The following is a 23622-nucleotide window of genomic DNA, read 5'->3' on the forward strand; positions in this document are numbered from 1 at the left end:
GCGGCTTTTTACTTATTCATCTGCTTGGCGCGGGCGGCGGCACGCTTGCGGTCGGTAGCGGAAAGCTCTACCTTGCGCACGCGCAGGACGTCCGGGGCGACCTCGACGCACTCGTCGTTGCCACAGAATTCCAGTGCTTCTTCCAAGGAGAGGGTGTGTGCCTTGGCCAGGGTGACCGTGGCATCCGCAGTAGCGGAGCGCATATTGGTCAGCTTCTTTTCCTTGGTGATGTTGATGTCGATATCCTCATCACGGTTATTGGCACCAACGACCATGCCCTCATAAGCCTCGGCGCCCGGCTCGACGAAGAAGTTGCCGCGGTCAGCCAGCTGCATCAGCGCGTACTGGGTGATCTGGCCGGTGCGGTCAGCCACCAGGGAACCGGTCGGGCGGGACTTGATCTCACCGGCCCAGACATCCAGGCCATCAGAGATGGAGTTAGCGATACCGGCACCGCGGGTCTCGGTCATGAACTGAGTGCGGAAGCCGATGAGGCCGCGGGCAGGAACGCGGAAGACCATACGTACCCAGTCGCCCTCGCGCACGTCCATGGCCTGCATCTGGCCCTTGCGGGAGGCCAGCAGCTGGGTGATAGCACCTTGGTGCTCGGACGGGGAGTCAATGGTGAGGATCTCGTATGGCTCGTAGGTCTTGCCGTCGATCTCCTTGGTCACAACCTGCGGCTTACCAACCGTCAGCTCGAAGCCTTCGCGGCGCATGGACTCAATAAGCACGGACAGCGCCATCTCGCCTCGGCCCTGGACCTCCCAAGCGTCGGGGCGCTCGGTGGGCAGCACGCGCAGGGAAACGTTGCCGATGAGCTCTTGCTCCAAGCGGGCCTTGACCATACGCGCGGTGAGCTTATCGCCGCCGCCCTGGCCTGCCATCGGGGAGGTGTTCACGCCGATGGTCATGGAGATGGCCGGCTCGTCTACGGTGATGCGCGGCAAAGCCTCAGGGTGCTCCGGATCGGCGATGGTGTCACCAATCATGACGTCAGAAATGCCGGAGATAGCCACGATGTCACCGGCGATGGCTTCCTCGGCCGGCTGACGCTCGAAGCCGACGGTGCGCAGCAGCTCGGCGACCTTCACGGTCTTGGTGTGCTGGTTGCCATCCTCGTCGTAGTGGATCCAGGCCACCTGCTGGCCCTTCTTAATGCGGCCGGCGTAGATACGCAGCAGCGCGATACGGCCTAGGAAGTCGGAGGCGTCCAGGTTGGTCACGTGCGCCTGCAGTGGGGCGTCGACGGTAGCGGAAGGCTCTGGGAGGACGTTATAGATGACGTCGAAAAGCGGCTGCAGATCCTCGCCCGCAGGGACGTTGCCATCGCCTGGGTTCTCGGTGGAGGCAACGCCGGCGCGGCCGGAAGCGTAGAGAACCGGCAGGTCCAGCAGCTCCTCGGCGGCGGCTGCAGCTTCCTCATCCTCCAGGCCGGCGGCGATTTCCAGCAGGAGGTCTTGGGATTCGGAGACAACCTCGTCGATGCGGGCATCCGGGCGGTCAGTCTTGTTCACGCAGATGATAACTGGCAGCTTGGCTTCCAGTGCCTTGGTGAGCACGAAGCGGGTCTGCGGCAGCGGTCCCTCGGAGGCATCGACGAGCAAGACGACGCCATCCACCATGGAAATACCGCGCTCGACCTCGCCACCGAAGTCGGCGTGGCCTGGGGTGTCGATGACGTTAATAATCAGGTCCTGGCCGTCCTTGCCTAGGCCCTTGCGGTGGATGGCCGTGTTCTTGGCCAGAATGGTAATGCCGCGCTCGCGCTCCTGATCATTGGAGTCCATGACGCGGTCCGTGTGTTCACCGTGGTCACCAAAGGCGCCGGACTGCTCCAGCATGCCGTTGACCAGGGTGGTCTTGCCATGGTCAACGTGCGCGACGATGGCAACATTACGGAACTCGGTATTACTCACTAGTGGGGTTCTCCTTCGGAGGATCTACAGCGCTTGCGCGCGCGAAATTGATCTTGAACGAGCTCCCACGATACCCCCTTAAAGGGCCAAGTGCAGCATTGGGGATGGCTTTACCCCGTAACGCACCGTATAGGGGGAGCGAAAATTCTTATAGATTGCCAAAGTACTTGACACTGCCCTTGGCATCACTATCGTTACTGTAGGTAATATTGTTACAAATGTGACAACTGGGGGTTTGACTCCCCTTCCCGAGACCGCACCCAAGGAATTGATAACGTGAGCCACGCCCGCACCACCTGGCGCCTGTCCGGCCGTACCGGTTATATCGCCGCTGCCACGGCCGCGCTCATCGGCCTCGCCTCTCCGCTCGTCGCCCCTGCGCAGGCATCCGCACCGGATCTTTCTTCCTTAGTGCAGCAGGCATCCTCCCACAGCCCGCTGGACGAGCTCGGCCGCCCCAATCAGGAAACCCAGGACCGCATCCGCGCTTTTGCTGCACAACCTTGGATTCCCGAGGATGTTCGCAACGCTATCCTCTCGGGCCTCGCGTTCTTCGCCGGCGGCGGCGATGGCAAGGGCGGCGTAGCCATGCCGGAGGGCAATAACCCGAACTTCCGCCAGTTCTACTGGCCCACAGTCTCCGCACAGTGCATTGGCGGCACTAGCGATGCCATGGGCTCGGCCATCGCCGTTCCTGGCCCCACCGAAATGCCGGCACCGGGTGCAAAGTCCGGCGAAACCGTCTTCCTCTTCACCGCCCTCGGCACCCCACCGGCCGCACGAGAACAAGGCGGGATGAACGTGCAGTGGTTCAACCTTGACACCCTGCGCAGCGGCATCACCCCACTAAATAACAATGGCATCAATCAGGACGGCCCTACCACCTTGTCCGGTACCGCCCAGACCGGCAAGGGCACCGTCATCGCGCTGCTTTCTGGCGGCGTGAACACCCAGGAATCCCGCTGCAATTTTGCCCCGACCGCCGCCTTCCTTGAGGTGAAGTAAATGCCGGTGGATCTCCATCCGGTCAAGCGCGAGACCTTTAATACCGCCGAGTACACCAATATCGACCCCAAGGGGTTCCGGCGAGAGGTCGACACATACACCGAGACGGATTTCGGCCTCTACATGGCGCGCGGGGCCGATCATCCGCGCTTCGGGTACTTGGAATCGTGGCTGCTGCCCGATCTCAACCTGCGTGCGAATATCTTCCATTTCCGCCCCGGGGTGGACGTCCACCAGGACTTTTATATTGATGTGGCCGAAATCCAGCGCGATGGCGCGGTGTGGACCACCCGCGATCTTTATGTGGATCTTGTTGCCACCCGCAGCGAGCCCATTTCCGTGCTCGATATTGATGAGCTCTCTGCCGCGGCCTCCGCCGGCTTGATTTCTGCCGAGGACACAGAGAAAGCGATCGACACTACACTTGCCGCAGTCGAGGGCATTACTCGCAGCGGTGACGATGCGATGGCTTGGTTGGCGCATCAGGGAATACACTTAACGTGGTCCGATAACATCACCCTAACCCCAGAAGGATAATTTATGGCCGGTGGCCTTTTTGCCCTGCTTGACGACGTCGCCCTGATCGCCCGCTCCGCTGCCTCTAGCGTTGACGATGTGGCCGCCCTTGCGGGCAAGACCTCCGTGAAGGCCGCAGGTGTGGTAGTCGATGATGCTGCCGTAACCCCACAATACGTGGAGGGAATTAAGCCCCAGCGCGAGTTGCCGATGATCTGGCGCATTACCAAGGGCTCGCTCATCAATAAGCTCGTAATCATCTTGCCCATCGCCATGATCCTCTCTTGGATCGCGCCGTGGGCGCTCACGCCCATCTTGATGTGCGGCGGTACCTATCTATGCTTTGAAGGCGCGGAAAAAATCCTGCATCACCTTCTTCCCCACCGAGAGAAGGAAACTGAATCAGTCCAGGAAAAGGGCGCAGACGCCGAAGATAGCTTGGTCAAGTCCGCGATTACCACTGACCTCATCTTGTCATCTGAGATCATGGTTATCTCCTTAAACGAGGTCATCGACCAGCCATTCTGGATGCGCCTGGGTGCCCTCATCTTCGTCGGCATCTTGCTGACCCTGGGTGTCTACGGCGCCGTTGGCCTCTTGGTCAAGATGGATGATATTGGCATGGCCCTTAATAAGCGCCACAATGGCAAGTCCACGGTGGGCAACGCCTTGGTCAAGGGCATGCCGATCGTTCTCGATATCATCGGCGTCATCGGTACCGCCGCCATGCTGTGGGTAGGCGGCCATATCGTGGTCAAGGGCCTGCACGAATTCGGTATGGATCAGCCCCACGAATTCATCGCATCCGTGACTGAGAAGATCTCCAATGGCGCCCTGGCATGGCTGGCAGATACCGGCATCTCCATGGTCTGCGGCCTGGTGCTTGGCACAGTGGTTGCCACCATCGTAATGGCGGTCAAGGCCTCCTTTGGCAAGACCTCGGCCACCTCCGCCCAGCCGGCGGAGGCTTAAAACGCCGTAGCCCGGCTGCATAGCCGGCTACATAAATAGCATCAGCGAAACCGCCATCACGGCCATGCCGGCAATCAAGCCGTAGATAGCGTGATGGTGCTCGCCGGTTTCCTCAGCAGTGGGCAATAGCTCATCCAGCGAGATGAAGACCATAATGCCGGCGATGGCGGCGAAGCTAATGCCCATCGTCGCCGGCCCAATAACCGGCAAGAGAAGGCCGAAGCCGATGAGCGCGCCGAGCGGCTCGGCCAGGCCAGACAAGGTGGCCCACCAAAAGGCCTTCTTGCGGGAGCCAGTGGCCTCGCGCAGCGGAACAGCCACCGCAATGCCTTCCGGGATATTGTGAATGGCGATGGCCACCGCCACCGGCACCGCAACTTCCTTAGAATCCAGGCCAGATAGGAAGGTGGCAAACCCCTCGGGGAAATTGTGCAGGCCCAGCGCGCAGGCGGTAAATACGCCGGTTTTCATTAGCTTTTTGCGGCGGGCTTCTTCGGCCGTGGTGGCCGGCTCATGGGGGTTAATCTCCTCCGGCACGAGCCGGTCAATGATGGCGATGACGGCGATGCCAGCAAAGAACGCCCCGACGGCGGCCCAGGTGCCGGTGGTTTCCTCACCGAGCGCGTCGGAAAGCTGCGCAATGCCTTCCGGCAGGATCTCCATAAAGGAGACATACAGCATCACGCCGGCCGAAAGCCCCAGTGCAGCGGCCATAAAAGCCGGCCCCGGCTGGCGCCTTCCCACCGCCAAAGCGCCGCCAATCGAGGTCGATAGACCCGACAGCAGCACCAAGGCGAAGGCAAAGGCAAAGGTACTAAAAGTCATAGCTGGCACCCTACCTGCCAATGATTGTCAAGTATTAATTTTCTTCCTTATCTTCCGGTACCGGAGAGATGAACTCGCCATTCTTGATAGATGGATCGTTGTCCACATACTCGCCTGCCTCATAGTCATAGCCCACGGCGCGGCCCTCTTCGTCCGTGCGCGCGTACCAATCGGTCACCTCTGCTGCAGTGGAGTTAAAGTGCGCGCCCGTTGCGTAGTCGCCGTCCGTCGGCTCGATAGACAGGGCAAAGTTATCGCCATAATCGCGCACGCCCCGCACGATCGCATTAGAGACCGCTTCGTCCTCGTAGAAATGACGGATGGAGGCAGGATCATGGCGCAGCTCGCGCACCAACGCGATGCACATGAGCACGATGATGACCGCGAAAGGCAGGGCCGTCACCGTAATAAGGTTCTGCAGGCCCTGCAGCGCATTACGGCCACCGGCAAGCAAAATGACCACGGCAATGCCAGCCATACATACCACCCAAAAGACCGTTACTGCCGGGTTGGGCTTGGGGTTGCCGCGCTGGGTGAGCTGCGAGTTCACAATGGATGCGGAGTCAGCCGTGGTAATGAAGAAGACCACCAGCATGACGATGACGATGGGCGCCATCCACTCCGCTCCCGGGAAGTGGTCCAAGACCTTGAAAAAGATGTCTTCTGCCGCCGGCATGGAATCAATAGTGCCGTCTGGGGCGATATCGCCATCGCGGCGCTGCAGCCAAATGGTGGTACCGCCCAGGATGGTAAAAGCGGCAACAATGATGGCGGAGGGAATAAGCAGCACGCCAAGCACGAACTGGCGGATGGTACGCCCGCGGGAAATCTTGGCTACGAAAACACCCACAAACGGCGACCAAGATACCCACCAGGCCCAGTAGAAGGTGGTCCAGGAGGACAGGAACGCAACCATATCTTCCCCCTCGCCCATATTGGCAGAGAGCATCTGCGGCATTTCATCGAGATATTCAATCACCACGGCCGGCAGCATATTGGCCAAGAAGGCGGTCGGTCCCACAACGAAAAAGAACAAGGCCAGCGCCATGGCCAGCACCAGGTTGATATTAGAGAGCCACCGAATGCCCTTGGCCACGCCGGAGACGGCCGAGAAGATCGTTCCGATGGACAGCACCACGATGATCACCAGCGCCGCAGCATTGCCGGTGGTAGACCAGCCGCTAACCAATTCCACGCCGCGGCCGATCTGCAGCGCACCGATGCCCAGCGTGGCGGCGGTGCCGAAGAGAGTGGCAATAATGGCCAGGCCATCGATGATGCGCGCGGGCAGGGAATCAGAGGAGCGATTGCCAAAGAGCGGCATCAGGATGGAGCTCATCAGCGGCACGCGGCCGCGGCGGAAGGAGACGTAGGCCACGCACAGGCCCACGATGGCGTAAATTGCCCAGGCATTAAAGCCCCAGTGCATGGCTGCCTGCGCCATGGCGCCCAGCACCGCTTCATCGCTCGCAGCCTCATAGGCACCAGGGCGCGGCGAAAGGTAGTAGCTCAGCGGCTCGAAGGGGCCGAAGAAGATAATGCCGATGCCAATGCCGGCACCAAAGAGCATCGCGGCCCAGCTCACCGTGGAAAATTCCGGCTTCTCCCCATCTAGCCCGAGAGGGATTTTGCCGTACTTTGAAAAGGCCAAGATGATGAGCAAAAACATCAGGAACGTCGCTAGGGCGGTAAAGATCCAGCCCAAGTTACGCATCACCCAATCGAGCGCTGCCGAAGAAGCATCGAAGACCTGCTCGGGTGCAATCACACCCCAGATTACGAAGGCGACGACCAGTCCGCCGACCACAAAAAGGATCGGCTTGTCTACTCCATACTTGACCTTCTGGTCCTCAATGGCAACGCCCGGTACCAGCGCGGGGTGGATATTATGCGGGTACATAATGTCTTTGAGAATGCGCTTGGCGTTGCGGGTGCGCTTTTTGCTTTCCTCCGAATTATTCACCCCACGCACAGGGCGGGATGAGGAAGACGGTGAAGAAGAGATGGTTCTACTCCTATTCTGTTTTCCGGGTTTCACTTTTAAGAGAGCTGTCTACACATTAATAGAAACTCGCAGGATATAAAGCTGGCGCCAGCCCTATCCCCTATATGCGTAAAATGAGCTACGCATTGTTTACCGGCCTTTAACCTTGGGAGTGACTTTCTATGGCGCTATACCCGCTCGCGACTAGTTACTTCGACGTGGAGCATGTTGCGGTCCTCGAGCACCCAGTGCTGGGCACCGCATTGAGTATCCCCGGCGTGGCGAAGCACGCTGCGCTTGTCGACGTCTCCCTAGAACCCGATACCTACACCAACGGCTGGCGCGTTCGCTCGGACTTCGGCTTCTTAGGGTTTCTGGACGAGGTCGAGGCGGCGGAGTATCCCGCCTTGGAGCGATTGAAGGCCTCTTCTGCACAACCGCAGACGATCGCCACCGTAGAGGTAGTTGACGGCCAGGTCGAGGTTGCCGTGTCACTGGGCCTGTGGCCGTGGATGGTGCCGGTCAATGACCAACCGCAAGGAACCGCGCTGCTCTCCGGCGGACGAGGCGTGCTGATCGATGCCGCCGCCGGCGACCTATCGCCCGCCCAGCTTGAGCAGATGGGCACGCAGCAATTTTTCGTCACACTGGAAGACCTTGCCGGCACCGCGGTGGCGACCTGCGACGATACGGTTCTCGGTCCCCTCGGCGACAGTGCCGCGCTCCCTGGACTGCGCGCCGCATTCGCTGCGGCAAACGGTTCTGGGGCGGGGCTTTCTGCCCGCGCCTACGCGAGCCACGGCATGCTTGCCGTCGATATCCCCGCCGATGAGGCCACCACCGCGGAGCTCTTCTCCCCCGCTGTTCCACCGCTACGCGTGCCCGCGCCACAACCTGCGATTCCCGCCGCTGCGCCCGCAGCCACACCGGCTCAGCCCGAGGTCTGGGAGCACACGCTTTCCGGCGAAGCCATCGTGACGGCGCTGCCCACCGGCTCGCGCCGCCCGAAAGGGCCACAGGCCCAGCCAGCTGCACCCGCTAAGCCAGGTGCGCCAGCTCAGCAGCACAATGAGCAAGCACAACAACCGCCGGCCAGCGCCAAGCTGGCGGAGTTGGTCTCCTCCATCCCAGGAGAGCAGAATTTCAGCTGGCGTGCGCTGCCGGTAGCCGAAGAACCGGGCCGCTTTTCCTCCGAATCCGCGCGGGTGCGGGCCCGGCGCATGGCGCGCGACACGTCTCACCACCGCGGGGGCAATCACCGCAAATAGGTGCGATGCTCAGCCGCAGAGGCCACGCTAGCGCAATGTGCGTTGGCCCCCGTCGCCGCGGCGAGTAATCCGCTGGGCGTCGAGGTATTCCAGCAGCGGGATGGCTACCCGCCGCGTGGTGCCCAGCGCTTTACGGGCTGCCGAAAGCGTAAAGGGCTGCTCCAGTTCGCTAAGGCGCCGGCGCGCTTCCTCCGGTGCCGAGGGCAAGAGCACGATTCCCTGCTTGAGGCGCAAAAGGCGCCCGGCGCGCTCGGCGGCGGCAAGTTCCTTTGGGCCCAGGCCCAGCTCCGTTAGGTCATCTGCCTCGGGGACCGCAAAGGGTTCTACCTTAAGCCTTTCCTCGATGGCAGCGACCCCGCGCTCCGCCGGGCCGAGGTCCGCCCGCTGCCCGGGAAGGCGCAACACTCCCTCACTGCTTTCCGCCTTCGCAGCGGCGATGGCTAGGCCCAGCAAGCCTTCTTCTTGCAGGCCGAGGGCGTCCATGGCCGCCTTGCGCGGCATTCCCGGCGCTAGGGGATGTGCGGCGGTGTGGGCTTGCAGGGCGTGGGTAAGCGCTTGCTTCCACCGAGTTACCTGCGAGGCCGCAATCCACCAGTCGCGGAAAGCGATAATGCCTTGCGGCGGCGCTGTAGTTGCAAAACCATCGCGATCAAGGTCATCCAGACGGGCAAAACCGACGCGGCGCAGGTAGGAGGCAGGATCGCGGAAAGAGTCCTGGGCACTGAGCTCTTCTGCGCGGTGGCGGGCGGCACCGCGCCGATTAAGCTCCGGCGGTCGCAGATCTACTGCCTCTACCCCAGCGACGACGTGCCGGCCGCCGGGGCTGCGCACTACGAAACGATCAAGGAGCCGCAGCGGCAGCGGGTGTGCCAGGCTGATGCGCGCGAAATCGGCAGACAAGGGACGCAGGTGGGCCTCCACCCCGGCGGTACCGGTGTGCACGACGAGGTTATCGGGCAGCCCATCGAGATCCGCGCCAAAGGTGCGGCGGACATCGAGGTGGTCCACCAAGCGCCACGCACCCGGGGTAAGCAGCACATCGCCGCGGTGGATATCGGCGGCATCCACCCCGCGCAGGTTGACGGCCGCACGAGTGACGGGGCCGAGTGAATCCTGCGCGCGATTTTCACTATGCAGGCCACGGATCTCCACGGCCCTTTCCCCACCAGCCGTGGCCACCTTAAGGCTATCGCCCACGCGCAGGGTGCCCGCGGCAAGCGTTCCGGTAACCACGGTGCCCGCGCCCTTCACGCTAAAGGCGCGGTCCACCCACAGGCGCACGGGTGCCTGCGCATCGGGAGCGGGCACAGTGGCAAGGACCTCATCGAGCGCCTGCCGCAGCTCCGCAATGCCGTCGCCGGTAGGGGCGGATACGGGGATAATGGGGGCGTTGGCAAGCGGGGTGCCGGCCAGCTGCGTTCGGATTTCTGCGGTGCGGTCCACGGTGGCGCGGTCGCTGCGAGTTAGCGCAATAATGCCGTGCTCTATTCCCAGCGCGCGCAGAGCATCGCGATGGTCGGTGGACTGGGCCTGCCATCCCTCATCGGCCGCCACAACAAAGAGGACGACCGGGGCCGGGCCCACGCCAGCGAGCATATTGCCTAGGAATTTTTCATGGCCGGGCACATCTACGAAAGCCACATCCGCGCCAGAAGGCAGCGTGGTCCAGGCAAACCCCAGGTCAATGGTAAGGCCGCGGCGCTTTTCTTCCTCCCACCGGTCCGGGTCCATCTCCGTAAGCGCCCGCACCAGGGTGGACTTGCCGTGGTCTACATGACCGGCAGTAGCGACGACGTACACCTAGCCCACCGCCTTAATAGCGGAAATAACCGCGGCGTCGTGGTCGGCAGGAACGCAGCGAATATCCACCAAGCAGCGGCCCTGATGCACGCGGCCTACTACGGGCGGTTTCTGGCGGCGCAGCGCGTCCGCATAGGGCTCGGGCAGGCTCACCGCGAAGCCGGGCAGCGGGTACTCGGGCGCCCCGCCACCACCCACGCGGCCATCGTGAGGTACCACTTCTGCCCCGACTGCCTGCGCGATGGCTTCCGTGCGCTCGCGGTGGGTCTGGGGATCAAGGTGGAGGGCATCCTGCACCGCATTCGAGGGCGTCGAAATGGCCGCCTCCAGCGCGTTGAGGCGCAGCTTATCTATGCGCACCGCACGCGCCAGCGGGTGCTTCTTCACCGCGGCAATCGCGTCCTTGGTGCCAAGCAAGATTCCTGCCTGCGGACCGCCAAGCAGCTTATCGCCGGAGGCTATGACGATATCGGCGCCGGCGCGCAGCTGGGCCTGAATATCTGGTTCTTCTGGCAGCGCCGGGTCATGGGTGAGCAGGCCGGAGCCCAAGTCCACGATGAGTCGCGTATCGTGCTCCACCGCTAGGCGGTGCAGTTCCTCTACCCCGACTGCGGAGGTAAACCCCTCGATGCGGAAATTGGAAGGATGCACCTTCAAGATGGCGCCGGTGTTATCTCCCAGAGCGCGTTCATAATCGGCCAGGTGTGTGCGGTTAGTCGCCCCTATTTCTTTGAGGCGCGTGGCCGTGGACTCGATGAGCTCGGGCAGGCGAAAGCCAGCTCCGATCTCAATGAGCTCGCCGCGCGAGATGATGACCTCTTTGCCGGGAGCGAGCGCGGCGGTGGCCAGGAGCAAGGCGCTGGCGCCGTTATTGACCACGAGGGCATCTTCTGCACCGGGGCAGGCTGCGAGCAGCGCGGCCGTGGCTCCGGCGCCGCGATTTCTGGATCGTTTGCCCGAGCCCAAGTCCATTTCCACATCTGTATAGGAGGCAGCGGCGTGCAGGGCCTCTACCGCGGCGCTGGGAAGCGGGGCACGCCCTAAGTTCGTATGAATGATGACGCCGGTGGCGTTAATGACTGGGTGCAGGGAATGCGTATTCTTTTGTTCCAGGCGCTGCGCAATTTCTGCGGGTATATTGCTGACCGGCAGCGGACCGCGGCGCGCTTGGGTGACTGCGCCCTGGATTATCGCGCGGATGGTGTGCTCGGCTAGGCGCTGACGCGCGGATTCTACTTCCGGCAGCTGGAGCAGCTCGTCCATGCGGGGAATATTCCTGCGGGGGTCCGGGCTAGCAGCAGGCGTGGGCGTGGGCACTGTGGCATTCCTCCTTGCGCGCGAGTGGCGGAGACGGACAGGAATCGAACCTGCCAGACCGAGATACTCGGCCTCACCGGTTTTGAAGACCGGGGCGCCCACCAGGACACGTACGCCTCCGTGTGCTCACCTTACACGGGCATTCCCCGGTGCCGGCACACCTGTCACGCAATACATCCACCATGCCGCTCCGAGGTGGAAACCTCGGCGCCCTATGTCCTATCGCCACACACAGGTTCCCTACCTTGCTGTGCAGACAAATAGTTCCTCGGGATGAGTAAAATGGCGATATGACCGAAGATATTAAACTCACCTCTTTCGCCGCAGGCGGCGGTTGCGCCTGCAAGATTCCCGCTGGCCAACTTGAGTCTGCCGTCGAGGGCCTGATAGGCAAGGCCGACCCTAACGTGCTGGTTGGCCTGGACGATGGCGATGATGCCGCGGCCGTCAAAATCCAGGACGGCCTAGCGGTAATTTCCACCGCGGATTTTTTCACCCCCATGCTCAATGACCCCTACGATTGGGGGCGAGTGGCTGCGGCCAATGCGCTGTCTGATGTCTATGCCATGGGTGGCACCCCGGTTACCGCCATTAACCTGGTGGGCTGGCCCAATGAAAAGCTCGGACTCGATGTGCTGCGTGAGGTCCTGCGCGGCGGCATGGATATAGCCACCGAGGCAGGCATTTCCGTCACAGGTGGGCACTCCATCACCGCGCCCGAGCCACTGTACGGCATGGCCGCCACCGGTATGGTCGCCCCCGACAAGCTCATGCGTAACGACGCCGCCGAACCTGGCCTGCCCATCACCCTAACCAAGCCCATTGGCGTGGGCATCCTCAACAACAAGCACAAGGCTACCGGCGAGGTCTCCCAGGCCGCGGTCGATTCCATGACCACCTTGAACCGTGAGGCCGCCCGCACCGCGGTGGAGGCGGGCGTGCGTGCCGCCACGGACGTCACCGGCTTCGGGTTGCTCGGCCACCTGTACAAGATGTGCCGGGCCTCCGGCATCGCCGCGGAGCTCGACTTTTCCGCCGTGCCCACCGTCGAAGGCGCAAAGGAGGCGCTGGCGGAGGGCTTCATCCCCGGCGGCTCTCGCCGCAATCTCGACTGGGTGCGCCCACACCTCGATGCCTCCTTGAACGAGGAAGAGCTGGTGCTGCTTGCCGACGCCCAAACTTCCGGCGGCCTCCTCCTCATCGGCGAGGTACCCGGCTACCCCGTCATCGGCCATACCACCGAGCGCACCGGCAATGCCTATATCAAGGCCTAAGATGCAGCGGCAGGTCCCTTTTCTCCTCGCCCTTTCCTCCACCACCCTTGCCGCGGCGGGGCTGGTGGGGTGCTCGTCCGAGCGGACATCGCCAAGCGGATGCTCCCCCGTTGGTATTGCCGCGGTGCGCGAGACCCTGCCGGATTCGCTCGCTAAGTCGAAGCTCGATTCGCACTCCACCGACGAGGATGAACACTCCTTCTCAGTGCTCTACCGTGCACAGGATAAGGAGCAGGTCAGTCTGCTGGGGACGAAGTATGAGGCCGAGGGCGCGCCCGTTTGCCCCGATGACCCCAATGAGGCAGCGCAGCGCTACTTAGAGCTACTGCACGACGACCTCGATGCCCAAAACGCCGCCCAGCAACGCCCCGCCAATGAGTACTCCCCCTTCGAGTTCACCGCCGCTGATAGGCGCTTTTATTGCTCCGCCTGGCCGGTCGAAGAGTCAGTGTCTACCACGTGCGTCACCACCGTGGGCGATGTGGCGCTGAACTACTACCTCCACCGTGATGGCCGCGACCCCGCAGCCGAGCAACAACGCATGGAAGACATCGGCGCGGCGCTCGCCCCCGCCCTGCAGGACCTGGACTAGTCCGGGCTCACCACATCGTGGTCGAGGCCCTGCCCGCGCCGGCGCCTTTCCGCCCGGCGCTTCTGCGGCCCGATGGTAGTCTCCGGATTCTTCACCGCTTCCAGCCCGGCGTTAAGCACGCCAAAGCGCGTGCACGCCGAGCCTGCCAGGAGCGATAGCCCCGCAGCCACAGAGACTGCCCGCGACTTCGTCACCGCAGCCACTGCACTACCGACACCACCGGCCGCAATGAGGTATTCCGAGGCCTTCATCAACGTGCCTGGCTTTCCCTCGTGCAGTGCCTGGCGCGGTTCTGGCTCCATGCCTTCCTCAAGCACCTTGGTCGCTGCCAGATCGCTGGCCGCCGCGGCCATACCCAACACACGGGCCGGTCCCGCGTGCTCGACCGGAGTGGTCACCATAGCCAGGCCTGACGACGCCGCACCCGCCGAGGAAACGAAAACATACGGCAGGTGTTTTTTCATGTCATTCCACACCGGGTTCGAGGTATTGGACAGCAATACCGCGGTATAACCCGCAAGCGGGCCGCCAAGCACGCCCGTGACCGCGCCCGCCGGCCCGGCCGATTTCTTTAGCACCGTACGCACAAACTTCGGCAGCGGCAGCTTGTGGCCAGTCGCCGCATCTACTTCCGCGGCGGCAGGCAGCGCAGCCGCGCTGGCAAAGCCCGACAAAATCCACGAGCCCATGGACATTGGCGAGGTCACCTTGAAGACGCGGAACATGTTCAATGCGCGTTCCGGACGGCCCAAATCCAGAATCAAAAAGACCGATCCCACGGCCGCCGCGCTAAAGGCAGAAAGGCGCGTGGTACGACGCAGCGGCGCATTGCCCACCGCCTGTGCGCCGGCGGCCAAGAGCCCCGAGCCACCGCTCACGCCGCCCAAGAAGAGGTAGGCGCCGATAGGCCATTCCCACGGCGGAGCCTTCACCACTGGTCGGCCATAGTAAGACGAGAACTCGAAGTCCTGCGCCATGCGCTCCTCTTTGGAACCGTCCTGCGCACCCGCGCCTGGACGCTTCCGCTTCTTCTTCGGTTTCGTACCGTCGAACTTCCGGTAGCGATTGCGGCGCTCCGGCTGCGGTGGACGGTACTCATCAAAGTTGCTCATTTGCGTCCCCCAATCAGGAAAGAACCAGCCACGGCCAGCGCCATGCCACCGATAGCCTTGGCTGCGGTCTTATACATCTGCGGCAAATCGGCCGTCGGCACGCGCGGGTCCGGCGGCAAACCGTAGACCTCAGGTGAATCCAAAAGCAGGAAGATGGAGCCGGTTCCGCCCACGCCATCGTCCTGGTTGGCACCGTAAAGGCGGGCCTCGGTAAGGCCTTGCTCGTGCAATACGCGCACGCGTTCCTTGGCTGCGGCCACCATCTCCTCGTACGGGCCGAACTGAATGGAATCAGTAGGACAGGTCTTAGAACATGCTGGCTGTTCGCCCTGCTTCAGGCGGTCGTAGCACATGGTGCACTTCTGGGCCACGCCCAAGTTCTTGATCGGCATCGCCTCGCCCGGCGTATGGTCCGGGCCCTGCGGGGCAAGTTGCTTGAGTTTTTTCAACACGTTGACACCGGCATGGGAATTATCCACGTAATCCACCGTGGCCGTCTTGTCATACTTCAGCGCCACACCGCCGTCATCGCGGCGCTCGATGACGCCAAACGGGCAGCCGGCCACGCAAGTGCCGCAACCATTGCACACATCATCCTGGACCACAACGGTGCCAAACTCGGTGCGGAACAGCGCTCCGGTAGGACACACGTCCAAGCAGCCTGCATGCGTGCAGTGCTTACACACGTCCGAGGACATGAGCCACCGGAACGTATCCGTATCCGGCGGGGTGGTATCAACCTCTGGGGCCTGCGCGCCTACCGAAGGCATACCCAGGGAAATGAGATTCTTTCCCTCCTCGCGGGCCTGCTCGATGCGGTCATTGTTTTGCTCCACAAAGGCCACGTGGCGCCAGGTATTTGCCCCCAGTGCGCCGGTGTTGTCATAGGAATCACCCGTGACGTCATAGCCTTCTACCGGGTTGCGGTTCCACTCCTTACACGCCACCTCGCAGGCCTTACACCCGATACACACGGAAGTGTCGGTGAAAAAGGCCATGCGGCGGTACTTATCATAGCCGTGCCGGCTCGCGTTTTCGGTCAGAAGATTTGTCATTTACTTACCTTCTTCGCTTTCCTCGCCCTTCTCGCCGTGCTCATCCGCGTCCGCGGGCTGTTGCGGCTCTGGGTTATAGGTGAAGGAATCATCCACGGTGAGCAGATCATTACCGGAATCCAGGTTCAGGTGCGCGCGCTTCTGATACTCCTTGAGCATCTCTACACGGGCTTCACCGCGCGGGCGACGCCCCGGCTGGATATCGCAGGCGCCGATCTTGGAATTCTGGATGAATACGTTCGGCTCCAACGTAAGGCCCAGCAGATCATTGGCGCCATCGCCTGCAACGGCCGTGGAATCGGACTCGCCGTAGTGATACGGCAAACCGATCTGGTGGAACTCCTCACCATTGATCTTCATCATTTGCATACGGTCAGTGACCAAGACCTGTGCCTCAATGACGCCACGCGGCGAGATGATCGTGGCCCACTTGCCGTTTTCCAAGCCACGCTTTTCTGCCAAGGCCTTATCGACCTCGCAGAAAAGGCCCGGCTGCAACTCCGCCAGGTACGGCAGGCGGCGCGACATCGCACCCGAGGTGTACATCTCGGTGAGGCGATAGGTGGAAAAGACAAACGGGAACACCTCCGAACCCGGCTCACCAGGTTCTGGGCGCGACAGGTTGTCTGGGCGCTTAATGGTCAGGCGCGTCGGCGATTGCTGTTGCTTGTACAGCACGTTGTGCGCCGGGGACTCGTGCGGCTCATAGTGGGTGGGCAATGGGCCGTCGGAAAGCCCGGTCGGCGCAAAGAGCCAACCGCGACCATCCGCCTGCATGATGAAGGCATCGGTGCCGTCGAGGGCATCCGGGCCCACGGCGTCGATCGGAGCCTTGTAGTTCGGGGACTTGGTAGCCGGGAAGTCCGGCACGTCATCGCCAACCCATTTACCTTGGTCAGCGTCCCACCACACATACTTCTTGCGCTCCGACCACGGAGTGCCGTCCGGCTTCGCCGAAGCACGGTTGTATAGCAGGCGGCGGTTGGCCGGCCATACCCAACCCCACTCGGGAGCTACCTCGTTTTGCTCCGACCCCGGAACCTTGCGCGCGGAATGATTAATGCCGTCCTTAAACACGCCGGTGTAGATCCAGCAACCACCGGAGGTACTGCCATCGTTCTTCATCTCCACGAAGGCAGGCAAAAGCTCGCCCTTTTTCGGGCCCGCTAGGTAGTAGCCGTTGATCTCCTTGAGGACGTCCTCAGAATTCGGCTCACCTTCCTCGGTTTCCACATAGTCCCACGTGACCTTTTGCAAAGGCAGATCTCGTGGATCGGTGGAATCGCGCAGGCGCTCCTTGATCTTTTTGCCCAGTTGGTAGAAGAACCACAGGTCACTTTTCGCATCGCCTGGCGGCGGTGCTGCCTGGAAACGCCATTGCAGCATGCGCTGCGTCTGGGTAAAGGTTCCCGCCTTTTCCACGTGGGTGGCCGCCGGCATCAAGAAGACCTCAGTGCCGATGTCTTCGGTCTTAAGCTCGCCGTTTTTAATCTCCGGCGAATCCTTCCAGAAGGAGGCGGTCTCAATCTCCTGGAAATCGCGTACGACCAGCCACTTCAGCGCCGCCAAGCCGCGGCGCTGCATACCGCCGTTGGACTGCGCCACGGCCGGGTTCTGGCCAAAGACAAAGTAGCCTTCCACCTGCTCATCCAGCATGGCCATGAGCGTTTCATAGGTCGAATGCGCACCAGAAATGCGCGGCATGAGGTCATAGCCCCATCCGTTGTCCTTGGTGGCTGCATCGCCCCAGTAGGACTTCATCAGCGAGACCGCATAGTTCTCACCGATCTGCCAAAAGCCCTTCTGCGACTCATTACGGATTCCATCAACGAACTCTGGCCAGCTTTGCTTGTCGACGCTCGGCATCGGCAAATATCCCGGCAAGGAGTGGAACAGAGTCGGGATATCGGTAGAACCCTGAATTGAGGCGTGGCCGCGCAGCGCCATAATGCCCGAACCTGGGCGACCCACATTGCCGGTGAGCAGCTGCAAGATGGCCGCGGTACGAATAAACTGCGCACCCAGAGTGTGCTGGGTAAAGCCCAACGCATAAGCAAAGCAGGTGGTGCGATCCGGCGTGGAATTCCGCGCGATCGACTCCGCTAGGTAATAGAAGTCCTCCTGCGCAATACCGCAGGTCTCCTCCACTACCTCAGGCGTATAGCGCGCGTAGTGCCGCTTGAGAATCTGGAAGACCGAATTCGGATGCTCTAGCGTCTCATCGCGTTCCACATTCCACGACGCACCCTCCGGCTTCTGCACGTATTGCCACGAATCCGTGACGTACTTACCGCTCTCTGGGTCATAACCAGAGAACAGACCGTCCAGATCTTCAGTGTCCTGGTAGTCCTCCGAAATGATCATCGGCGCATTGGTGTACGCCACCACGTAGTCATGGAAATACAGGTCATTGTCCAGCAGGTAGTTAATGACTGCGCCCAAAAGCACCACGTCCGTACCGCCGCGAATGCCAATGTGGCGATTCGCAAAGGCAGACGTGCGCGTATAACGCGGATCCACGTGAATGATGCGGGCACCACGCTTCTTGGCTTCCACCACCCACTGGAACCCCACGGGGTGGCACTCGGCCATATTAGAACCCTCAATGACGATGCAGTCCGCATTCGCCATATCCTGCAGCGGTTGGGTTGCGCCGCCGCGGCCAAACGAAGTTCCTAGACTAGGAACAGTGGCGGAGTGTCATATACGCGCCTGGTTCTCGAGCTGAATCGCACCAGCGGCGGTAAATAGCTTCTTGATGAGGTAATTTTCCTCATTATCCAAGGTCGCACCGCCCAAACCGGCAATGCCCATCGTGCGGTTGAGCGTACGACCTTCATCGTCCACATCCTGCCAACCGTTCCGGCGGGCTTCCAAGAAACGATCCGCAATCATCTCCATCGCGGTATCTTCATCAAGATCCTGCCACTCCGTCGAGTACGGCGCACGATACTTAATCTTGGTAAGGCGCGTAGCGGAGTTAATCAACTGCTCCGACGCAGATCCCTTCGGGCACAGGCGTCCACGAGAAATGGGCGAATCCGGATCGCCCTCCACCTGAATGACGCGGTCATCTTTGACATATACGCGCTGCGAGCAACCAACCGCGCAGTACGGGCACACCGACTGCACTACGCGGTCCGCTTCCACGGTGCGCCCATGCTTATCTTTACTCTTTTGAGACTGCGTATTGACGTCCCTTCCGAAGGGATCGCCACTGCGCAGCTGGCGCACAACCGGCCAGTTGAGAGGGCTAAAGCGAGACATGTCCTTTAATCTATATTTCACCGATTAAAAAAGCCACAAAGGCTACCCTAACTAGCTTGCACCGCCCAGAGTGCCCGCTTAATCCCCCAACGATGTCCGCCAGCTCCATCATGGGCTTATCCGTTTTCTCCTGCTCTGTAATGAACGGGACGTGGACAAATCCTGCGCGCACCTTCGCCCCTGCGAAGTGATGCAAGAGACCATAGAGCAGCTGGTTACACACGAAAGTCCCGGCCGTATTCGACAACCGCGCCGGAATATCCTCCATTGCCGCAACCATTTCCTTTACCGGCAGCGTAGAGAAATATGCCGCCGGGCCGCCTTCCACAACCGGTACATTCACCGGCTGATAACCCGCATTATCAGGAATATCGGCATCCATAACGTTAATCGCGACCCGCTCTGGGGTGATATGCGCCCGCCCACCGGCCTGGCCCAAACATACAATTGCATCGACCGCCGAACCCTCCGCGGCCTCAATCGCCCGACGCAGCGATTCCCCGAACTTCGTCGGGATCACCAGCTTGATGAGCTCCGCGTCTCCAATGCGATCCGGTAGTTGCTGAAGAGTTCGTTCCGTGGGGTTTATGCTCTCTCCGCCGAAGGCGTCGAATGCGGTTACGAGGATTTTCATGCTGCCAGTATTCCAGATCCCCGGGCCTCCCACCCTTCGCGCTCACCAGCAACACCTGAATGGCGCTTCCCCCTAGTCTTGGTGAGCGGCAAGGGTGTAGGCCAGATTCTCCCCCCTTCCCTCACGCTCACCGGGAATGGTGGTCCAAGTACTCGGGAGCCTGCCCGTGAGCGCGAAGGACGAGGGTACCTAACCGATCTGTTGCTTGGTAGTGCAGTCGATCTTCGCGTATGAACGTCCATTCTTATCTACTGACGTCATGGCATAGTTTCCACCATAAGCGCGGCACCCAGTGTAGTTATCGACCACCGACGCCGGCTGAGGTGCGGGCTGCTGCTCGGGGGCTTTATAGTCAGCCACCTCGTCATGCGTTGGCTGCTCCGCTACCTCTACTTCCGGCGCGTCGCGTTCCTGCTGGCGAATCTCTTCTTGCCGCTGCTCTACACGGCGGCGTTCTTCTTCCTGGCGCTCCTTTTCACGCCTCTCTTCCTCTCGCTCTTTCTCCTCCAATTTCTCGAGCTCTTCGCGGGTTTGTTTCTCCTTCCCCTCAAGCTCGCGTTCCTTCTTCGCGGCAATCTCCTTGGGAGCATCCGGATACGCTGCTTTCTGGAAGGTGCTTCGATCATCTTTGTGGCGAGTCAGAACCGCTAATCCGGCCTTCGCAGCTACTGACTTGTCCAATACATCCTCGTACCCTGCAATATCAGCTTCCCCGAAAGCTGCAAATGCTGCCGCCGCAGCTTCAGCGCCGCTAAGCGCTTCGGCCATGTCCTCATCGCTGGAAACCTTGCACTCGTCCGAGACCCCAAAGATCCCTTCGCCGGCGTCTTTAGGGCCGCGTTCGGCATAGTGCACTTCGTCGTAAAACTTGTCGTTTTCGCCAAATACAACCGCCGTGGCCAGCCCTTCGGCCGCGACATCCGCGTTAATGAAGTCATCGTCAATAAAGACACCGGCAAGAGTGCGGCCATACTTGTCAGTCCGCTCGGAGTCATATTCCAACCGAACCCCCGTCCCCTTTGGCAGCCGTCCTTCCAAGTACTGCTTCGCTTCCTCCGCGAGACACTCACTCGGTTCGCCATTATGGCCGATTTCCGGCGTATCAATATTAAGTAGCCGAACGCGGGTATTTTCGCCGTCTATGTCGACGTCAATGGTGTCACCATCGATCACTCGATTGACCACCACGGTATCTTCATCACCGCCGCCTAAAGCAACGGAAGCCACTGCGCCAACTGCGAAAATGCCAACGAGAGGTTTAACCCAGCCCATGAATGTTCCTCCTGAGAAAGATAGAGAGAGTAGCTACCTAAAGTTAGCAATGGGACACACGTGGCAGCTCAAGCTCCCCTCCCTTCGCGCTCACCAGCACCATAAAGCCAGCGCAAATCCACCTTTCCGTGAGCACGAAAGGTGAGGTTGCGGCCACGGCAAAGCACTCGCACTTTGTACCTACAGACGTAGAAGGAATAAGCTGAGCGATGTTGAAGTTGAACAGGACAGTACCTGGAAAATAGTCCGATCTGTCCATTTTTATTTTCAAAGGAATCTTTATGTCTCAACAAGAATCTTCGCGCTCCAAGCTTCCCGACTGGGCCACGGGATTCGGTGCTCAGGTCATCGCGGGCCTCATCATCGGCCTTATCCTGGGCTTCATTGCCTCCGGCATGGATACCGACCCAGATAACCCGGGCTGGTTAACCACCCTGCTCACGGGCGTCGGCAGCGCCTACGTCCAGCTGCTCAAGGTGATGATCCCGCCACTGATCTTCGCCGCTGTTGTTACCTCCGTCGCTAATCTGCGCAAGGTCGCCAACGCCGCGTCCCTGGCAATTTCCACGCTGGCATGGTTTGCCATCACCGCATTCTTCTCCGTCTTGACGGGCATCATCGTCGCCGTCGTGATGAAGCCGGGCATCGGCACGAGCATCGATGCTGCCACCGCGCAGGATCCTTCCCATGTCGGCTCGTGGACCGCGTTCTTTGAGCAGCTTCTGCCCCAGAACTTCATGGGCCTTTCCGCCTCGCTTTCCGACGGCGAAGTATCCCTCAGCTTTGGTGCCCTCCAGCTCCTCGTCATCTCGCTGGCCATTGGTATCGCCGCCGTCAAGACCGGCAAGTCTGCTGAGCCTTTCCTGCGCTTTACCGAGTCCTTCCTGAAGGTCATTCAGGTCATCCTGTGGTGGATTATCCGCCTTGCCCCGATTGGCACCGCGGCCCTCATCGGTAAGGCCGTAGCTACCTACGGCTGGGATGCACTGGGCTCGCTGGGCAAGTTCGTCTTGGCCATGTACGTCGGCATGGGCCTGGTATTTGCCGTGGTCTACCCGGCAGTACTGAAGTTCAACAAAATCCCGGTCATCGGCTTCTTCAAGCGCGTGTGGCCCGTGACCTCCCTGGGCTTTGTCACCCGTTCTTCGATGGGCGTCATGCCAGCTACCGAGCGATTCAGTGAAAAGGCTATGGGCGTTCCATCCGAGTACGCTTCCTTTGCTATTCCGCTGGGCGCAACTACCAAGATGGATGGCTGCGCTTCCGTATACCCAGCCATCGCTGCCATCTTCGTCTCCCAGTTCTATGGCATCGACCTTGACTTCACCCAGTACCTGCTCATCATCTTCGTGTCCGTTATCGGTTCCGCCGCTACCGCAGGCACCACCGGCGCAACGGTAATGCTCACCCTGACGCTTTCTACGCTCGGCCTGCCACTGGCCGGTGTTGGTCTCCTGCTTGCCATCGAGCCAATCATTGACATGGGCCGTACCGCCCTCAACGTCACCGGACAGGTGCTGTGCGCCACCATCGTGGCTAAGCGCGCCGGCATCCAGGACAAGGCAACCTGGGATGCCGCCGAGAACGGCGTCAAGCACATTATGGATTCTGACTCGGCCGAGACCCTCGGAGTCAAGGCTTAAACCAGTCTCCTAAAAAGGCAAAAGAAACGCCCGCAAGGTATTCCTTGCGGGCGTTTCGCAATGCGCTTTTACTTCTGGCCGTCAACACCATCGGTGTCGATCTGCTCCTTGCGCAGCTCCTCGGTGTGAGTCTCGGTATCGCGAACGGTGTCCTTCTTCAGGTTGATCTTCTCAACCGGAACGGTTTCCTTGTTCACGTTTACGCGCTCCTCGTGCAGGGTGACGGAAGCTTCCTCGGAGTCACCGGAGATAGCGCCGTCGTAATTCTTGGCATCCTCAGCGTTGATCGGGGTGCGCTCGACGCGAACCTCTTCGCGCTCGACCGGAACCTCGACGCTCTCGGTGTCAGTCACAACGTACTTGCGCAGGCGAGCCTCACCGCTAGCCACGCGCTCCTTGTTGACGTTGAGCTGCTCCTCGGAACGGATGAGCTCGCCATCGTTGTTGGTGCGTGCAGCTGCAGCGTCATCAGCTACGCCAGCCTTGCGCTCGGTAGCAGCAGCGTCGGTGGTGTGGGTGTCTGCCTTCTTCTCGTCAGCATGTGCACCAGCAACGCCTGCACCAGCAGCGCCAGCGCCTGCGGTCAGGTTGTGTTCCTTGTCAGCGCCAGCCTGAACGTCGCGCTTGGAGTCAAGGTTGGAATCCTTGTAGTCGGTAACGTCGCGTGCGTTATCCAGACCGTAGTGCTTGAAGATATCGGACTGTGTCTCAGGGGTCAGCGGCTTATCGGAGTCGAAGTCCGGAGCATCCTTGATACGGTCCTTGGAGAAGCCCAGCTTCAGATCATCGCCGGAGAAGTCGTGTCCACGCAGCGGAACCAGGCTGGAGTTCATGCCGAACAGGCCGTGGTTAACCTCAACGAAGGTAGGCTGGCCGGACTGGTCATCAACGAATACCTCGTTAACGTCGCCCAGCTTCTCGCCGTTCTTGTCGTATGCGGTTGCGTTAAAGAGGTCCTTAATGTTCTTACCCATTGTCAGTAAATCCTTTCTGCTATTGGTATAGCTATCTTCAACCAAACAAAAGGACATTTTCTAACCCCGCCACATGGATTGTGGGGGTGAAAATCTCCAATTGATTGCTGTGACAACCACCATACGGAGAAATCAAAATTTTTCGACCGCTAGCGGAGATTTTTCTCGATTTTGTTCACCAAAGCCAAGCTTC

The 23622-nt window shown here is 60.7% G+C and carries 18 protein-coding genes and 1 tRNA gene; 7 read left to right on the plus strand and 12 right to left on the minus strand.

The genetic code is table 11. The features are described 5' to 3' along the window. Positions 1 to 8: 8 nt before the first annotated feature. Entirely contained in the window at positions 9 to 1919 is a 1911-nt protein-coding gene (gene typA, locus RAE04_RS05970) for a translational GTPase TypA (RefSeq protein ID WP_284786586.1), read from the minus strand. 276 nt (positions 1920 to 2195) lie between these two features. On the opposite strand from typA, the gene RAE04_RS05975 reads away from it, so the two are divergent. The 3 genes from RAE04_RS05975 to RAE04_RS05985 are packed head-to-tail and all read left to right on the plus strand — an operon-like array spanning position 2196 to position 4412. Beyond that, the gene (locus RAE04_RS05975) at positions 2196 to 2924 is read left to right on the plus strand and encodes a hypothetical protein (RefSeq protein WP_287556839.1); all 729 of its coding nucleotides are present in this window, start codon (positions 2196 to 2198) and stop codon (positions 2922 to 2924) included. After that, positions 2925 to 3461, plus strand: coding sequence for a DUF402 domain-containing protein (locus RAE04_RS05980; RefSeq protein ID WP_225747166.1), 537 nt, complete (start codon positions 2925 to 2927; stop codon positions 3459 to 3461). Between the two features lie 3 nt (positions 3462 to 3464). After that, entirely contained in the window at positions 3465 to 4412 is a 948-nt protein-coding gene (locus RAE04_RS05985; protein ID WP_238801637.1) for a DUF808 domain-containing protein, read from the plus strand. A 27-nt stretch (positions 4413 to 4439) separates the two neighbouring features. On the opposite strand, the gene zupT is transcribed toward RAE04_RS05985, so the two are convergent. Both zupT and RAE04_RS05995 read right to left on the minus strand, forming a co-directional pair. After that, positions 4440 to 5237, minus strand: coding sequence for a zinc transporter ZupT (zupT, locus tag RAE04_RS05990; RefSeq protein WP_049377962.1), 798 nt, complete (start codon positions 5235 to 5237; stop codon positions 4440 to 4442). 34 nt (positions 5238 to 5271) lie between these two features. Next, the gene (locus RAE04_RS05995) at positions 5272 to 7209 is read right to left on the minus strand and encodes a BCCT family transporter (protein ID WP_317026750.1); all 1938 of its coding nucleotides are present in this window, start codon (positions 7207 to 7209) and stop codon (positions 5272 to 5274) included. Positions 7210 to 7403: 194 nt separating this feature from the next. Between RAE04_RS05995 and RAE04_RS06000 the strand changes: the two genes are divergently transcribed. Further along, a complete protein-coding gene (locus RAE04_RS06000; protein ID WP_284791803.1) occupies positions 7404 to 8489 on the plus strand; it encodes a hypothetical protein in 1086 nt (361 codons plus the stop codon). A gap of 27 nt (positions 8490 to 8516) precedes the next feature. On the opposite strand, the gene selB is transcribed toward RAE04_RS06000, so the two are convergent. From selB to RAE04_RS06015, 3 genes are all read right to left on the minus strand, one after another. After that, positions 8517 to 10289: a selenocysteine-specific translation elongation factor gene (gene selB, locus RAE04_RS06005; RefSeq protein ID WP_317026751.1), complete on the minus strand. Its 1773-nt coding sequence runs from the start codon at positions 10287 to 10289 to the stop codon at positions 8517 to 8519. Then, a complete protein-coding gene (gene selA / locus RAE04_RS06010) occupies positions 10290 to 11606 on the minus strand; it encodes an L-seryl-tRNA(Sec) selenium transferase (RefSeq protein WP_317026752.1) in 1317 nt (438 codons plus the stop codon). Between the two features lie 25 nt (positions 11607 to 11631). After that, positions 11632 to 11726 (minus strand) — tRNA-Sec (locus RAE04_RS06015). Between the two features lie 170 nt (positions 11727 to 11896). On the opposite strand from RAE04_RS06015, the gene selD reads away from it, so the two are divergent. Beyond that, a complete protein-coding gene (selD, locus tag RAE04_RS06020) occupies positions 11897 to 12880 on the plus strand; it encodes a selenide, water dikinase SelD (protein ID WP_317026753.1) in 984 nt (327 codons plus the stop codon). Between the two features lies 1 nt (position 12881). Next, entirely contained in the window at positions 12882 to 13472 is a 591-nt protein-coding gene (locus RAE04_RS06025) for a hypothetical protein (protein WP_297846876.1), read from the plus strand. Here the strand turns inward: RAE04_RS06025 and nrfD are convergent. From nrfD to RAE04_RS06050, 5 genes are all read right to left on the minus strand, one after another. After that, positions 13469 to 14584, minus strand: a complete 1116-nt coding sequence (gene nrfD / locus RAE04_RS06030; RefSeq protein WP_317026754.1) for an NrfD/PsrC family molybdoenzyme membrane anchor subunit — start codon at positions 14582 to 14584, stop codon at positions 13469 to 13471. The two genes, RAE04_RS06025 and nrfD, sit on opposite strands and share 4 nt — an antisense overlap. Further along, positions 14581 to 15639: a 4Fe-4S dicluster domain-containing protein gene (locus RAE04_RS06035; RefSeq protein ID WP_049377955.1), complete on the minus strand. Its 1059-nt coding sequence runs from the start codon at positions 15637 to 15639 to the stop codon at positions 14581 to 14583. Before RAE04_RS06035 ends, nrfD begins: the two co-directional genes overlap by 4 nt. Then, complete coding sequence (fdnG, locus tag RAE04_RS06040; protein ID WP_317026755.1) at positions 15640 to 18906, minus strand: formate dehydrogenase-N subunit alpha; 3267 nt, start codon at positions 18904 to 18906, stop codon at positions 15640 to 15642. Positions 18907 to 18916: 10 nt separating this feature from the next. After that, positions 18917 to 19540: a pyroglutamyl-peptidase I gene (gene pcp / locus RAE04_RS06045; RefSeq protein ID WP_317026756.1), complete on the minus strand. Its 624-nt coding sequence runs from the start codon at positions 19538 to 19540 to the stop codon at positions 18917 to 18919. 189 nt (positions 19541 to 19729) lie between these two features. After that, positions 19730 to 20812 (minus strand): thermonuclease family protein, encoded by a 1083-nt coding sequence (locus tag RAE04_RS06050; RefSeq protein ID WP_317026757.1) that lies wholly within the window; start codon positions 20810 to 20812, stop codon positions 19730 to 19732. Positions 20813 to 21093: 281 nt separating this feature from the next. On the opposite strand from RAE04_RS06050, the gene RAE04_RS06055 reads away from it, so the two are divergent. After that, positions 21094 to 22455: a dicarboxylate/amino acid:cation symporter gene (locus RAE04_RS06055; protein WP_317026758.1), complete on the plus strand. Its 1362-nt coding sequence runs from the start codon at positions 21094 to 21096 to the stop codon at positions 22453 to 22455. A gap of 68 nt (positions 22456 to 22523) precedes the next feature. Here RAE04_RS06055 and RAE04_RS06060 read toward each other — a convergent pair whose 3' ends face one another. Continuing rightward, positions 22524 to 23429, minus strand: coding sequence for a PRC and DUF2382 domain-containing protein (locus tag RAE04_RS06060; RefSeq protein ID WP_317026759.1), 906 nt, complete (start codon positions 23427 to 23429; stop codon positions 22524 to 22526). Positions 23430 to 23622: the final 193 nt, after the last annotated feature.

The organism is Corynebacterium sp. CTNIH16 (assembly GCF_032821655.1).
Lineage (GTDB): Bacteria > Actinomycetota > Actinomycetes > Mycobacteriales > Mycobacteriaceae > Corynebacterium > Corynebacterium marquesiae.

Bases quoted from the DNA above. Each gene is read 5' to 3' on its own strand.
- RAE04_RS05980 (WP_225747166.1), top strand. From the start codon at position 2,925: ATGCCGGTGGATCTCCATCCGGTCAAGCGCGAGACCTTTAATACCGCC.
- RAE04_RS05985 (WP_238801637.1), top strand. From the start codon at position 3,465: ATGGCCGGTGGCCTTTTTGCCCTGCTTGACGACGTCGCCCTGATCGCC.
- zupT (WP_049377962.1), bottom strand. From the start codon at position 5,237: ATGACTTTTAGTACCTTTGCCTTTGCCTTCGCCTTGGTGCTGCTGTCG.
- RAE04_RS06000 (WP_284791803.1), top strand. From the start codon at position 7,404: ATGGCGCTATACCCGCTCGCGACTAGTTACTTCGACGTGGAGCATGTT.
- selD (WP_317026753.1), top strand. From the start codon at position 11,897: ATGACCGAAGATATTAAACTCACCTCTTTCGCCGCAGGCGGCGGTTGC.
- RAE04_RS06025 (WP_297846876.1), top strand. From the start codon at position 12,882: ATGCAGCGGCAGGTCCCTTTTCTCCTCGCCCTTTCCTCCACCACCCTT.
- nrfD (WP_317026754.1), bottom strand. From the start codon at position 14,584: ATGAGCAACTTTGATGAGTACCGTCCACCGCAGCCGGAGCGCCGCAAT.
- RAE04_RS06035 (WP_049377955.1), bottom strand. From the start codon at position 15,639: ATGACAAATCTTCTGACCGAAAACGCGAGCCGGCACGGCTATGATAAG.
- pcp (WP_317026756.1), bottom strand. From the start codon at position 19,540: ATGAAAATCCTCGTAACCGCATTCGACGCCTTCGGCGGAGAGAGCATA.
- RAE04_RS06050 (WP_317026757.1), bottom strand. From the start codon at position 20,812: ATGGGCTGGGTTAAACCTCTCGTTGGCATTTTCGCAGTTGGCGCAGTG.
- RAE04_RS06055 (WP_317026758.1), top strand. From the start codon at position 21,094: ATGTCTCAACAAGAATCTTCGCGCTCCAAGCTTCCCGACTGGGCCACG.
- RAE04_RS06060 (WP_317026759.1), bottom strand. From the start codon at position 23,429: ATGGGTAAGAACATTAAGGACCTCTTTAACGCAACCGCATACGACAAG.